This is a genomic window from Thiothrix eikelboomii (assembly GCF_900167255.1).
Taxonomy (GTDB): domain Bacteria; phylum Pseudomonadota; class Gammaproteobacteria; order Thiotrichales; family Thiotrichaceae; genus Thiolinea; species Thiolinea eikelboomii.
In genome coordinates this window covers 1-13,622 of record NZ_FUYB01000037.1, presented here as the reverse complement: position 1 = coordinate 13,622, position 13,622 = coordinate 1, and the positions used below count along the sequence as shown (strand labels likewise).

General features: G+C 45.3%; 18 protein-coding genes. 13 read left to right on the top strand and 5 right to left on the bottom strand.

Going from position 1 to position 13,622, the window contains the following annotated elements:
* Together B5D50_RS20910 and B5D50_RS19500 are read right to left on the bottom strand one after the other, a co-directional pair.
* The coding region (locus tag B5D50_RS20910; protein WP_143594433.1) for a helix-turn-helix domain-containing protein at positions 1–60 on the bottom strand (60 nt) is incomplete at its 3' end.
* A complete protein-coding gene (locus B5D50_RS19500) occupies positions 61–246 on the bottom strand; it encodes a type II toxin -antitoxin system TacA 1-like antitoxin (protein ID WP_159448660.1) in 186 nt (61 codons plus the stop codon). It lies immediately after the preceding gene.
* Between the two features lie 33 nt (positions 247–279).
* On the opposite strand from B5D50_RS19500, the gene tnpA reads away from it, so the two are divergent.
* The 10 genes from tnpA to B5D50_RS19450 all read left to right on the top strand — a co-directional run bounded on the left by tnpA (position 280) and on the right by B5D50_RS19450 (position 8,285).
* Entirely contained in the window at positions 280–690 is a 411-nt protein-coding gene (gene tnpA, locus B5D50_RS19495) for an IS200/IS605 family transposase (protein WP_078924319.1), read from the top strand.
* A gap of 254 nt (positions 691–944) precedes the next feature.
* A complete protein-coding gene (gene rpsF, locus B5D50_RS19490; RefSeq protein ID WP_078924318.1) occupies positions 945–1,343 on the top strand; it encodes a 30S ribosomal protein S6 in 399 nt (132 codons plus the stop codon).
* A 17-nt stretch (positions 1,344–1,360) separates the two neighbouring features.
* Positions 1,361–1,588: a 30S ribosomal protein S18 gene (gene rpsR, locus B5D50_RS19485; protein WP_078924317.1), complete on the top strand. Its 228-nt coding sequence runs from the start codon at positions 1,361–1,363 to the stop codon at positions 1,586–1,588.
* A 54-nt stretch (positions 1,589–1,642) separates the two neighbouring features.
* Entirely contained in the window at positions 1,643–2,536 is an 894-nt protein-coding gene (locus tag B5D50_RS19480) for a hypothetical protein (protein WP_078924316.1), read from the top strand.
* A 59-nt stretch (positions 2,537–2,595) separates the two neighbouring features.
* Complete coding sequence (gene rplI, locus B5D50_RS19475; protein WP_078924315.1) at positions 2,596–3,051, top strand: 50S ribosomal protein L9; 456 nt, start codon at positions 2,596–2,598, stop codon at positions 3,049–3,051.
* Between the two features lie 101 nt (positions 3,052–3,152).
* Positions 3,153–4,520, top strand: coding sequence for a replicative DNA helicase (gene dnaB, locus B5D50_RS19470; RefSeq protein WP_078924314.1), 1,368 nt, complete (start codon positions 3,153–3,155; stop codon positions 4,518–4,520).
* A gap of 128 nt (positions 4,521–4,648) precedes the next feature.
* Positions 4,649–5,455, top strand: coding sequence for a hypothetical protein (locus B5D50_RS19465; RefSeq protein ID WP_143594432.1), 807 nt, complete (start codon positions 4,649–4,651; stop codon positions 5,453–5,455).
* 59 nt (positions 5,456–5,514) lie between these two features.
* Positions 5,515–6,939: an ATP-binding protein gene (locus tag B5D50_RS19460; protein WP_078924312.1), complete on the top strand. Its 1,425-nt coding sequence runs from the start codon at positions 5,515–5,517 to the stop codon at positions 6,937–6,939.
* A 10-nt stretch (positions 6,940–6,949) separates the two neighbouring features.
* Positions 6,950–7,636: a response regulator gene (locus B5D50_RS19455; protein ID WP_078924311.1), complete on the top strand. Its 687-nt coding sequence runs from the start codon at positions 6,950–6,952 to the stop codon at positions 7,634–7,636.
* A 178-nt stretch (positions 7,637–7,814) separates the two neighbouring features.
* Positions 7,815–8,285, top strand: coding sequence for a Spy/CpxP family protein refolding chaperone (locus B5D50_RS19450; RefSeq protein WP_078924310.1), 471 nt, complete (start codon positions 7,815–7,817; stop codon positions 8,283–8,285).
* 119 nt (positions 8,286–8,404) lie between these two features.
* On the opposite strand, the gene B5D50_RS19445 is transcribed toward B5D50_RS19450, so the two are convergent.
* A complete protein-coding gene (locus tag B5D50_RS19445) occupies positions 8,405–9,571 on the bottom strand; it encodes a DesA family fatty acid desaturase (protein ID WP_078924309.1) in 1,167 nt (388 codons plus the stop codon).
* A 102-nt stretch (positions 9,572–9,673) separates the two neighbouring features.
* Complete coding sequence (gene rsmD / locus B5D50_RS19440) at positions 9,674–10,285, bottom strand: 16S rRNA (guanine(966)-N(2))-methyltransferase RsmD (RefSeq protein ID WP_078924308.1); 612 nt, start codon at positions 10,283–10,285, stop codon at positions 9,674–9,676.
* Between the two features lie 46 nt (positions 10,286–10,331).
* Between rsmD and ftsY the strand changes: the two genes are divergently transcribed.
* The 3 genes from ftsY to ftsX are packed head-to-tail and all read left to right on the top strand — an operon-like array spanning position 10,332 to position 12,964.
* Positions 10,332–11,336, top strand: a complete 1,005-nt coding sequence (gene ftsY / locus B5D50_RS19435) for a signal recognition particle-docking protein FtsY (protein WP_078924307.1) — start codon at positions 10,332–10,334, stop codon at positions 11,334–11,336.
* Entirely contained in the window at positions 11,333–11,980 is a 648-nt protein-coding gene (gene ftsE, locus B5D50_RS19430; protein WP_078924306.1) for a cell division ATP-binding protein FtsE, read from the top strand. The genes ftsY and ftsE overlap by 4 nt, the downstream gene beginning before the upstream one ends.
* A complete protein-coding gene (ftsX, locus tag B5D50_RS19425; protein ID WP_078924305.1) occupies positions 11,981–12,964 on the top strand; it encodes a permease-like cell division protein FtsX in 984 nt (327 codons plus the stop codon).
* On the opposite strand, the gene B5D50_RS20430 is transcribed toward ftsX, so the two are convergent.
* Positions 12,961–13,622, bottom strand: a 662-nt coding sequence (locus B5D50_RS20430) for a hypothetical protein (protein WP_200807150.1), incomplete at its 5' end; no start/stop codon positions are given. The genes ftsX and B5D50_RS20430 overlap by 4 nt on opposite strands.

The following is a 13,622-nucleotide window of genomic DNA, read 5'->3' as shown; positions in this document are numbered from 1 at the left end:
CTGTACTTGCTCAGCCGTTGGATAGAATCGGTAGTGGTAGGCGCGTTTCACCACAGGCATTTAGTCGGCTGCCTCTAGTTTGCTTTGATCGAGTAGCTGTGGGTGCTGTTGAGAAATATGCTGCTTTAACGCATTAATCACAAAGCTTGTGACGGTTCTAGATTCAAGGTTTGCAGCTTCTTGTAGCAAGTTTTTTAAACTTTCTTCAATTCTAATGTTTAAACGAACTTCTTTATCAGAATCCATTTTGTTATCCCAATGTATTGGCATTACTATCCTATGGGTCTAATATTAACCCATTGGGATAACATTGACAACCCAAAAACAAGTCTTTTGATCTTTGTGACCCAGTATCGACGCAAGGTTTTCACCCAAGCTATTTTGGATGAGATGCGTTTCATCTTTGAACGGGTTTGTTTAGAACAGGGTGTTCAACTCACTGAGTTTGACGGTGAGGCCGACCCTGTTCACTTGCTGCTGAACTACCCACCTAAACTGTCGATTACGTTACTGATTAAGCAGTTGAAAGGCGCATCGAGTCGGCATATTCGACAACAACGCTATGCCAGCATTCGCCAAAAGCTATGGGGCAATCACTTGTGGTCGCCTTCCTACTTCGCGGGTAGTTGTGGTGGTGCGCCGTTGGAGGTCATTCGGCAATATGTTGAGCAACAGGACACACCGCATTAATCGGCTATCGCCGATCCGCCTTGTATCCCCGTACTGAAGTACGGGGTTTTACGGCGCGGAGGATAAAACTTTAAGCTTAAATTTTAAGAAGTTAAAAAATTCTAAAAATCACTCAATTGACAATAACTTAGATCTACAGCATAATCTCGCGCCTTTAATGAAACCATAGTAGAGTTTGGTCTTTAACTCTGCATCCTTGCTTCACTGCCCATCAATTGGTTAGCAGGAGGCTGTTTAATCCAAAAGGAGACTGCATGCGTCACTATGAAATTGTCTTCCTCGTCCACCCGGATCAGAGTGAGCAAGTTCCAGCTATGATCGAGCGTTATCGCACGCTGATTAACGAAAACCAAGGTAGTATTCATCGTTTAGAAGATTGGGGTCGTCGTCAACTGGCGTATCCAATCAACAAAATTCACAAAGCCCATTATGTGATGATGAATATTGAATGTGATGGCAAAACCTTAGACGAATTGGAAAGTATTTTCCGCTTCAATGATGCCATCATCCGTACTTTGACGATCCGTCGTGATGGTCCTGTCACTGAAGCGTCGCCATTGAGCAAAGAAAATGAAGGTAAAACGAAGCGTCCACCTCGTCGTGAAGAAGTCGAGATAGATGATGCTGACCTTGATGAAGCTGACGACGAATAATTGTAGGGATAATTACTATGTCACGTTTTTTCCGCCGTAAAAAATACTGCCGTTTCACTGCCGAAGGTATTGCTGAAGTCGATTACAAAGACCTCGACACCTTAAAAGGCTTTATCACTGAAACTGGCAAAATCGTACCTAGCCGAATCACTGGGACTAAAGCGCCTTATCAGCGTCAATTAGCAACAGCGATTAAGCGCGCCCGTTTCTTAGCGCTGATGCCTTATACCGATCAGCACAAGTAATTTTAGCCAGCGGTTGTGCTTAGCATAGCCGCTGACTAAGAGCAGGAGACATTAATGGCTGCCTTCATTATGTCAGGGCCACTTCAAGCGATTGGCTTTGCCTTAGGGTTTGCTTTGCTAGCGATGTTTCTGCCATTTTTAGGTTTACTCAGTAATGCTGCTATTGGTTTAGTAACCTTGCGGATGGGCTGGCAACGGGGCGTGATGATTGCGTCAGTTGTGAGCCTCGGCTTAGGCTTAGTCGCACTTTTATTGCAAGGCAATGTATTGGGCAGCTTGTTTTCAAGCTTAATACAGTCGCTGCTGATTGTTGGTCTCGCACTTTATTTAGCACGGTCTGCCTCTTGGGCACAATTAATCCAAGTTATTTTTGGCCTAGCAGCAGCCTTAGTGGTGTTATTTCATATCAGTGTGACTGATCCTGTCAGCTTTTGGAAAAATGCCCTACAAGCTTTGGTAGACTGGGATCAACTGCAAGCTAGCTTGGCGGATGTAAACTTAGATGAGTTACTCAATCAAGTGGCCAAGCATATGACGGGACTCTTTGCAGCTTCGATGGGGTTAGTGATTACTCTATCGCTGATGCTAGCTCGTCATTGGCAAGCAGTTTTGTATAATCCGGGCGGCTTCAAGGAAGAAATGTATGGCTTGCGCTTGCATAAATTTGCAGCTCTAGGCCTAAGTGCCGTGATTATCTTAGCCCTGTTTAATCCTGCAGCGTGGTTGATTGACTTGATTTTAGTCGGACTTGGGATGTTTTTATTCCAAGGCATTGCTTTGCTGCATAGTGTGCGGGCGCAACTTAAGGCGCATCGTGCTTGGTTATTAGCCTTATATCTACCTTTGGCATTTTTACCTGTACAGACCGGCTTATTAGTCGCTGTTTTTGGTATGGTCGATACCCTTGCTGATTTCCGTGGTTATTTAGCACGCAGAACTAAAGAGTAAAACTTAAAGTATTTATGGATTGTTCAGGCTTAGCCTGAGTTAAATTTAAGGTGAGAACAATGGAAGTCATACTTCTAAAGAAAGTTGAAAATCTCGGTGCACTCGGAACTGTCGTTAATGTACGTCCAGGTTATGGTCGTAATTACCTGATTCCGACCGGCCGCGCCAAAATGGCCACTAAAGCCAATGTTGCTGAATTCGAACAACGTCGAGCTGAGTTAGAAAAAGCCGCCCAAGATGCACATGCAGCCGCTGAGGCACGTCGTGATCAACTCCAAGACTTAGTGTTAACAATCAAAGCCAAAACCGGTGGTGAAGGCAAACTATTCGGTTCGGTCTCGAGCATTGAAATCGCTGAAGCTATCCTTGCTGCGGGGATTGAAATTGAACGCCGTGAAATTCGTATGCCTGCAGGGCCTTTGCGCTTATTAGGTGAATATGAAGTGGGTGTGCATTTACACACCGATGTCGATGCGATTGTTAAAGTTGTTATCGAAGAAGAAAAAGCTAATTAATTAGTTGTTTACTTCAATCATCAGGTGGCTTTATCACTGCCTGATGAATTTTCTAAGCGAGCCCCCGCTCTTTTCCTCTGACTTCCTGTAAACTGCTGGCTATGGCAGACACATACGAATCCCTAAAAATACCTCCACACTCGATCGAAGCAGAGCAATCGGTGTTGGGCGGCTTAATGCTGGATAATGAAGCTTGGATGGTCATTGGTGACAAGCTATCCGAGACGGATTTTTATCGGCAGGACCACCGCTTAATCTTCCGTGCTATTGCTTATTTAGCCAGTCAACAAAAACCTCTGGATATTATTACCTTAAGCGAATGGCTTAAGGAAAACCGTTCACTCGATGATGCCGGTGGTTTAGCTTATTTGGCAACAATGGCTAAGGATACACCCAGCGCGGCCAATATTGCGGCTTATGCAGACATCGTGCGCGAAAAATCTATTCTGCGGCAATTAATTAGCGTAGGTACCGAAATCACTGATTCTGGCTATAACACCGAAGGCCGTGATAGTCGTGAATTGCTCGACCAAGCAGAGCGTAAAGTGTTTGAAATTGCTGAGCATGGAGCACGCAATACTAAATCCTTCCGTGATCTGAAATCGCTGATGAAAGCCACCTTAGAGAATATTGAAATACTCAGCAAACTGAATTCAACCATTACAGGGGTTTCGACGGGTTATACCGATCTTGATGAAATGACTTCTGGCCTGCAAAAGGGGGATTTAGTCATTGTTGCGGGTCGTCCGTCGATGGGTAAAACAACCTTCTCAATGAATATTGCTGAATATGCCGCCGCACATAAAAAACTACCCGTTGCCGTCTTCAGTATGGAGATGCCTGCTGAGCAATTGACACTACGTCTTTTATCTTCTATGGGACGAGTTGATCAACATCGTTTGCGCACGGGCCAATTGACCGATGAGGATTGGCCACGAATTGCGACAGCGGTAAAAATCTTTGCTGATGTACCGATGTTCATTGATGATAGCCCTGCACTTTCGCCAAATGAAGTACGGGCGCGTTCACGGCGCTTAGTGCGTGAACACGGTCAGCTTGGTCTGATCGTGCTCGATTATCTGCAATTAATGCAAGGGAGTGGTAAAAGTGAAAACCGCACCAATGAGGTTTCGGAAATTTCACGCTCGCTCAAAGCCTTAGCCAAAGAACTCAGTACACCGATTATTGTTCTTTCCCAGCTCAACCGTAGTCTTGAGCAACGCCCGAATAAACGCCCGGTCATGTCTGATTTGCGTGAGTCAGGTGCGATTGAGCAGGATGCTGACGTGATTATGTTTGTGTATCGTGATGAAGTTTATCATCCTGACTCAGCAGAAAAAGGCTCTGCAGAAATCATTATTGCCAAGCAACGGAATGGCCCGATCGGTACTTGCCGTTTGACCTTCTTAGGTAAATACACCCGCTTTGAAAACTATACACCAGAAGTCTATACCCAAGGCTTTGAGTAGGTTGTTGACCTATAGCTTGCCCTCCTAAACCGTTAAACTAATTAATTTATCAGCACATCAAGGAAAGATGTGCTATTTTTAATTTGATTAATTTTCAATCAAATTATGGCAAGGATGGCTTAACAGCGATGTATGAAAGCTCAAAGCACGCTAATTGGCTGCTCGCTACTTTATTACTGACTTTATTAGTCAGCGGCTTAGTTCTTAGTTGGCTGTTAACACGCTCTTCGCTATTTGCTGGCGCAGAGCGACTCACCCATGCTCAAATGACACAACAGCCCTTAGGAGCTGATTCCAGCTTATTGTTACCGCAATCTCAAATCCTTCAGCTGCCTGAAATCGAATCAATTCAACCCCCAAAGCTGGCAAGCCCAAGCCAACCTGCTCAGCACACGCATCCTGAGCAAACCAGCACCGCTGCTGTCAATCCAGCCTCGAGCCATCCAATTTCGAATAACCGCCTTGCACCTAGCCTATTAGACAGCCAACAACAATTAGAGCAAGCTACGCTAATTCCCGAGCCTATTTTACCCCTAGCCAGTTTAGCAGCTAATACGCCTAGTTCTTCACTTAGAACTACAGCACCGACCGCCTTAACCCTGCAGGGCTTAAAACAAGCCACGGATACTCCAACACCGAGTATCGAAAAACCGCAACAGGGTTGGATTTATGCGGGGCAATTTCAAAACGGGGCTTGGAATCTAGTGGGTTTGAAGATAAATCCGACCGACTTACCTGAGGCTAATCAAACTTATCAATTAATTTGGGGCGCCAATGTACGCTCAGCCCCACCGGGGCAACGCATGAACACAGGTAGCACCAATTTGGCAGAGAATGTTGGCTATTTAGCAGAAGGGTCGACCATTCAAGTACGAACCGTTAAACATTCTGGAAAAAATGGGCATATTTGGCTAGAGATACCTTATGGAGATTGAAGGTTGAAGAAGGATGGAGAATGATTGACTCCATCTAATACCTTCAATAATTTGAATCCATGCTTAGCTTCAGTATTCGCACCAAACTGTTTATTGTTATTTTTTTAGCTTGCTCAATCGCGGTGGCAGCGGCTTTAAGTTTTGTCCACTTCCAATTTAGATTAACTTATCTAGAATTTGTCCGCCAACAAGAAAACGAGCATTTACAGCAACTTAAAGCAACAGTGCTTGCCTATTATGCCCAACACGGTAGCTGGGAAAACCTGAAAAAAGATCGTCGCCAATGGTTTTTATTACAGCGCCCGCTGCATGAACAAACTGAAACCGAGAGCAAGGATTTGCCACCCGCCCCCTCGCTCAATCGTCTGACCCGCTTTGATGTCCGCCGCCGCACTGTTTTATTAGATGCCAATCATCAATTGGTACAGGGAATCCAACTTAAAGACCCACCCGATCTTGAATACCAATTAGAGTTCAAGCAGCAAATTGTAGGCTACTTAGGTTTGTATCAACGCACCGGCTTTAGTGACAGTAGTGAAGATGCTAAATTCTTAGAAAAGCAAAATAGAACTTTAGTCATTATTGCGTTTATGACCTTATTAGGTAGTCTGCTAGTGGCCTTTCTATTAGCTCGCCAATTAGTTCGCCCGATTCAACACTTGCGGCATAGTACCAGTGAATTAGCCGATGGCAATTATGCAACACGAATTGCTGAACTAGGACGGGATGAATTAGGGCAGCTGAGTTCAGACTTCAACCGATTAGCGGAACGCTTGCAACAAACCGAACAAGCCCGTCGCCAATGGATTCAAGATATTGCCCATGAATTGCGTACTCCACTGTCGATTTTACGCGGTGAAATTGAAGCGATTCAAGATGGCATTAATCAAGCCGATGAGCACACGATACATTCTTTGCATCAAGAAACTTTGCACTTACAGCGCTTAGTTGAGGATCTATACACTTTATCTTTGTCTGACAGTGGCGCATTAAGCTATCACAAAACTGAAATTGATTTAGTCGGCAGCTTAACAATGAGCGTTAATCAATTTGAACACAGTTTCCATGAACAAGGTCTAACTATCAACAACCGGATTCCGACTAAGGCTACCGCTTGGATACAAGCCGATGAACAGCGCTTACAGCAATTGTTTCATAATCTGTTTAAAAATAGCCTCCGCTACACGGATGCACCGGGTTGTTTAGAGCTTCAATTTAAAAAACAAGGCCATTTTGCCGAAATTATTTTTGCCGATACCGCGCCTAGTGTGCCTGATGCGGCACTCCCTCACCTATTTGAGCGATTGTTTCGCGTAGAAAGCTCGCGCAATCGCTTAACTGGGGGAGCAGGTATTGGCTTGAGCATCTGCCATAATATTGTGGAAGCACATAGTGGTAGTATTCAAACCAGTCATTCACCTTTAGGGGGCTTGCAAATCACTGTAAAACTGCCGTTAAAGATAGTAAACAAAAAAATTAATTGAGACTAAAGCCATGTTCCCGGTGTTAATCGTAGAAGACGAACCTAAAATCGCCGAACTTTTAAAAAAATATCTCGAAAATGCTGGGTATAAAACCCATTGGATTGCAGACGGCAATACCGCGAGTACTTGGCTACTGAATAACCCAGTGGAATTAGTTCTTCTTGATCTCATGCTGCCCGGCAAAGACGGTTTAGATATTTGCAAAGAACTACGCCAACGCGCCCCACAACCACCGATTATTATGTTGACTGCCCGTGCTGAAGAGATTGATCGTTTATTAGGTTTAGAATTGGGGGCTGATGATTATATTTGCAAACCGTTTAGCCCCCGCGAAGTGATTGCCCGCGTTAAAGCCGTGCTGCGACGCACGCTACCCAATCAATCTGCTTCGCATCTGACTATCCTAGGCGTTGCAGGTATTCAATTGGATCGTGAGCGCTTAAGCGTCCAGTTCTCGGATCAACAAGTCATCCTGACCCTCGTCGAATTTGAATTATTAGAAACCCTACAATCCTATCCGGGGCGGATTTTCAGTCGCCAACAATTGATGGAGCGCGTCTACCCAGATAATCGGATTGTCAGTGACCGTACCATTGATAGCCATATTAAAAAGCTTCGTAAAAAGATTAATGCGCTTAATCCAGAGCGGGATTTTATCCACTCTGTCTATTCAGTTGGCTACAAATTTGAGCCTTAGCGAGTTAATAATCTCCTAGATCTCTCCATGATTAGCTCAAACTTAGTCCGTAATTCTTGCGTATTCTACCTGACATGGAAGCACACAAACTTCCACACAAAAACAAACTTAGGTTAGGGAAGACCACTTAAGTCAGTTAAAACTCACAAAGTCTTATCAATAATTTTGGAGATTACGCATGAAGAAGTCGATTTTAGCTTTAACCTTAGTCAGTGCTTTAGGTTTAGGGGCTGCCACTAGTGTATTTGCTCAAGATCCAGTCCCTACACAAAACACTACAGCAACCACTGCAGGCACTAATGCTGCACCCGCTGACACACAAGCCCAACGTGATGCAAAAATGGCTGAGCATATGGATAAACGCTTAGCAAAAATGAAAGAAAAACTAGGCTTAACCGATGAGCAAGTAGCTCAACTTAAAACCGTTATGACCGAGCAACGTACTAAAGCTGAAGCTCTTCGCACTGAAACCGAAACTCGTGTTAATGCTGTACTTACCCCTGAGCAAGTTGAAAAGATGAAAACGATGCGGGGCGGGCGTGGCTTTGGAATGGGCAACGGTGAAGGCCGTCATGGCGGTGGGCATCATCGTGGTGGTCATGGTGGACAAGGTGGTCACGATCATTGGGGTGACAAACCTGCAGAATAAGCCCAGTTTAATAGCTTCAGTTTAAGCAGCTGGAATTAGCTGAGCTGGCTTTAAACTCTGGCCTTGAACTTTTCACAACCGGATCTTAGATCCGGTTTTTTATTGGCCTATCAATTGGCTTAAGCAGCCATCGAATACCCGCGTAACCGTTGAGCAAACTCAGCTAAGGCCACAACACGGGTTTTTTCTGCATGGGTAATCCATTCTTGCACAGCTTCTAAGCGTGCTTCCTGTGAATGGGTCGTCCGCTCCCACAAATCCAATAAACTTTGCTTAAATTGATAAACAGTTGCCAAGGCTTGATGCCCTGCTAATAATTGCTGTAAATCTGCCTTAGCGGTTTGATCCAAAGGTTTAGATTGATTCAATAAGCGCTGGGCTAAACGGTGTTGCTTTCGGGAGGGTTGACTGGTTTGACCTAATTCAGCTTTCAATACGGGCTGAGTCACTTGGCGGGCAAAATTCGATAAAACTTGAATACGATTACCCAATACCGCCGCGACAGTATCCAAATCAACCACCTGCTTACTGGGATTAATCGTTAAACGTGGCGCAAGATTACGCACGGTCGCCATCCCCATGAGTGCCAATAACCGGATATACATCCAACCCAGATCAAATTCATACCATTTACTGGATAAGCGTGCTGAAGCAGCAAACGCATGATGATTATTGTGCAGCTCCTCACCACCGATCAGGATACCGAAGGGTGAAATATTGGTGGATGCATCCTCGGTTTGCCAATTACGATAACCCCACCAATGGGCTAAACCATTAATCACTCCTGCGGCCCAAAAGGGAATCCACAGCATTTGCACCAACCAAATAGCAAGACCTGCCCACCCGAATAAAGCCAGATCTATTAACAACATGCAGGCAACCCCTAACCAAGGTAAACGGGCATACAGCCTGCGCTCTAGCCAATCATCGGGTGTGCCACGGCCATAGAGCTTTAAAGTTTCTTGATTGAGTGATTCACGACGATAAAGCCAAGCCCCACGCCATAAGACGGTTTGAATCCCCTTGAAATGTGGGCTGTGTGGGTCATCAACGGTTTCACACTTAGCATGATGCTTGCGATGAATTGCTACCCATTCACGAGTCACCATGCCCGTCGTAAGCCACAACCAAAAGCGAAAAAAGTGAAAGGGAATAAAACCGAGATCCACTGCCCGATGCGTTTGCGAACGATGCAGAAAAATCGTCACTGCGATAATAGTAATATGGGTTAACCCTAAGGCAATACCCACCAATTGCCAAACTGCAAGCTCAGACCATAAGCCCATTGATACCTTCTCCTCTACCGATCGATTTAATTAACTATTTTATCCACCCAAGCATTAACCAGAACTAACTAGAATCATTAATCTTGTTAATGCTACCTTCGATTATACTTTTTTTAATAGAAAACTCATGACTTGCCCTGCCTTAGTTTGCCGGTAAATCTTTAAGTTCCAATGACTAAGATCAAGTTGATATTCCACTTCATGTTCTAAATAAATTAAAGTTTCCGACTTAATTAATTGTTGAGCTGTTAGCGCCCGAAGTGCGTGTTCCGGTAACGCTTGACGAAAGGGGGGATCTATAAAAATCACATCAAAACCCCGTGTCTCTCCTTGCAAATAACTGAAAGCATCCGCATGAACCAATAATGCTTGGCTTGCACCTAAACAAGCAGCATTAGCTTGCAATTGTTTGAAAGCGCGTAGATCTTGTTCAACGAATACCACTTCTGCAGCTTCACGCGATAACGCTTCAAACCCTAAAGCACCGCTACCTGCAAATAAATCGAGGCAACGAGCACCAGCCACCACCGGCTGCAGCCAATTGAATAAAGTTTCACGAACTCGATCCGGCGTGGGTCTTAAACCCACTACTTCAGCAATAGGAAGGCGACGACTGCGCCATTGTCCGCCTATAATACGTAATTGATTGGCTTGGACTCTGTTTGCCTTTGAACTATTACGATTTGGGCTAGCTGATGGTAGTATGCGGGGCATTTAGCAGAGTGCTCATAGATAAAAATTTAGTGCAGGTGATTGTACGATGTTTGGATTCGGAAAGAAAAAAAAGCAGGAAGCAGCAGACATCTCTCCAGATGCCGTACTGAACCCGCCGAAAAAGTCAGGACTCTTCGAACGCCTCCGCCAAGGCTTATTCAAGACGGGCAATACCATTACCGCAGGCATGGATGTCATCGTTAAGGGTAAAAAGAAAGTTGACGATGAAGTTCTAGAAGAGCTTGAAACTCGTCTTCTGATGGCGGATGTGGGGATGGAAGCGACTCAAGCGATTATGAGTGATTTAAGTCAGCGGGTCAGTCGCCAAGAATTAGATGATATGGATGCTCTAATGCAGGCACTCTATAATAAAATGCATCGCATTCTTCGCCCCGCCGCCCAAACCTTAACTATTGATACTCAGCATCAACCTTTTGTGATTCTAATGGTTGGCATTAATGGCGCGGGCAAAACCACCACTATTGGTAAACTGGCAAAAAAATTTCAGCAACAAGGCAAATCTGTGATGCTAGCCGCCGGTGATACCTTTCGGGCCGCAGCCGTCGAGCAACTCACCATTTGGGGTGAACGCAATGGCATTCCAGTGATTGCTCAAGGGAGTGGCTCGGACTCAGCCTCAGTGATTTTTGATGCTATGCAATCTGCCAAAGCACGGGGGATTGATATCTTACTTGCGGATACCGCAGGGCGCCTGCACACACAAACCAATCTGATGGAAGAATTAAAAAAAGTAAAACGTGTCATGCAAAAGCTGGACAATAGCGCGCCCCATGAAGTCATGCTGATTGTTGATGCCAGCATCGGCCAAAATGCCTTAGTTCAAGCCCGACAATTTAATGAAGCTCTCGGTGTGACAGGGATTACCGTCACTAAGCTAGATGGCACGGCTAAAGGCGGGATTCTCTTTGCGATTGCTGAGCAGCTGAAAATTCCCGTGCGTTTTATTGGAGTTGGCGAAACTATTGATGATTTGCAAGAGTTTGATGCCTATGAATTCACCAGTGCGTTATTAGCTGGCAGTGAGCAATGATTGAATTTCGGCAGGTTTATAAGCGCTACCCGACGGGGCAACTCGCACTCTACAATGTCAATCTGACTATTCATGCCGGCGAAATGCTTTTTATTACTGGCAACTCCGGGGCCGGTAAAAGTACCCTGCTCAAATTAATTGCGCTACTCGAAACTCCCAGCAAAGGTAATGTTTTAGTCGGGAATATGCCGCTGACACATCTCAATCCGCGTCAAATTCCCTCTTATCGGCGTAAAATTGGCTTCATCTTCCAAGATCCACATTTACTCTATGACCGTAATGTCTTTGACAATGTAGCCCTGCCCTTATTAATTTCAGGCATGCCCCTGCCAGACATCAAGCGACGGGTCAATGCAGCCCTTGATAAAGTAGGCTTGGGGAGGAAAACCAAAAGCTTTCCACTGATGCTGTCTGCGGGTGAACGCCAACGAGTAGGGATAGCCCGCGCCGTGGTGAATCGCCCAACTATTATTCTAGCCGATGAACCTACCGGGAATTTAGACCCTGAATTAGCACAGGATATTATGTACACCTTTGCGCAATTCAATGACCTTGGAGCGACCGTACTGATTGCAAGCCACGATCACGGTTTGGTTGAGCGCATGAAAAAGCGCACCGTGGTCTTGCAGCGAGTGGAGCTTTAAATGACCTCAAAAAAACCACTGGCCAAACCCCAACCTAGTGCTCATCGTTCTAGGTTATATAGCATCTGGTGGCGCCAGCAGAAACAAGCGATTGATTTCAGCCTAAAACGCTTATGGTTTAATCCCATTTCTGCATGGATTACCTTAATCGCCATTGCTTTAGCTTTATCTTTGCCCACTAGCATGCATGTCTTGGTCAAGAATCTACAAAGCTTGACCCATAATAATCAATCCGTACCGACGATTTCGTTGTTTTTAAAACCTAAAGTTACCGAACAGCAGGCGAATGACTTAGCTGAATTAGTCAAAACTCAGCCGGAAGTATTCAGCACGACGGTCGTAACCCGTGATCAGGCCTTACAGGATTTTAAAAAAATCTCGGGTCTTGCGGATACCTTAAAAACCTTAGGAGAAAACCCCTTACCTAATATCGTTATTATTACACCTAAACTCAATGAGCTTGGTGAAACCGATGCAGACTTGGACGATTTTACTAAACGCATCAAGACGTATAAGGAAGTGGAAGATGTACAGATTGATGTCGAATGGATTCAACGTCTACGTGCCATTCTACAAATCGCTGAGCGCATTGTCGCGGTGGTCGCAGCACTGTTAGCCTTCACTGTGCTACTCGTGGTCGGTAATACGATTCGCCTTGATATTGAAAATCGTAAAGATGAAATTCTCGTTACTCGTTTGATTGGCGCTACCAATCGTTATATTCGCCGTCCCTTTTTATACGGGGGCTTGTGGTTAGGTTTATTTGGCGGTGTTCTCAGCTTATTAGTGGTGAATATTGCCTTGCTCTTTTTAGTAGGACCGGTGAATAAACTTTCTACCCTGTATGGCAACAGTTTCAGTATTGGTGGTATTGATTTAACCACTACGCTAGAAGTACTCGTGATTAGCTCGATACTCGGCTTAGTTGGCGCTTGGCTCGCTGTGAACCGCTATCTTTGGGAAAATGAAGTCATCAATGACTAATAGCGACTCCCATCTGGAAATACCCAAGTCTTAGCCTGCGGCTTGGAATCAGAATAGGGTGAACTTGGCATTGGCATAATGGCGGGGTTAGTCACTGGCCTGTCCGAAGGACTCGGTTCGATAAATGGACTAAAACTAGAACTCGCTGCTGGAAACCCAACAGCAGTAGGCTGCCCAGCTGGCTCACTGGTTATACTCGGTGTATTGCTTAGTTGGCTGGGTGATTGCGGATAGAATACAGTTTGTGGTTGCTGCGCAGGTAGACTCTGACCCACAGCCGATCCTTGAGCAGGATAGTTAGGTATTAAGCCTCGATTGATGGGAGCTTGCTGGTTCAAAGCGTTGCTTAAAAACATCCGAGTTATCCAATCATCGTTATTGCGCCGCCCAAAAAAACCAGAATTGTTCGACCACGGCATCCAAGTAGGATTACCCCATGAGTTCCCTATACCAGAACCACTCCAAGGCCAGATTGATGAATTCCAGCCATTCCCCCCCCACGGACTATTACCCATATTCCACGGGCTAAAACTCGAGCCGCCCGGCATACCCCCCATATTCCACGGGCTAAAACTCGAGCCGCCCGGTATACCCCCCATACTCCACGGACTAAAACTCGAACCGCCCGGCATACCCCCCATACTCCACGGACTAAAAC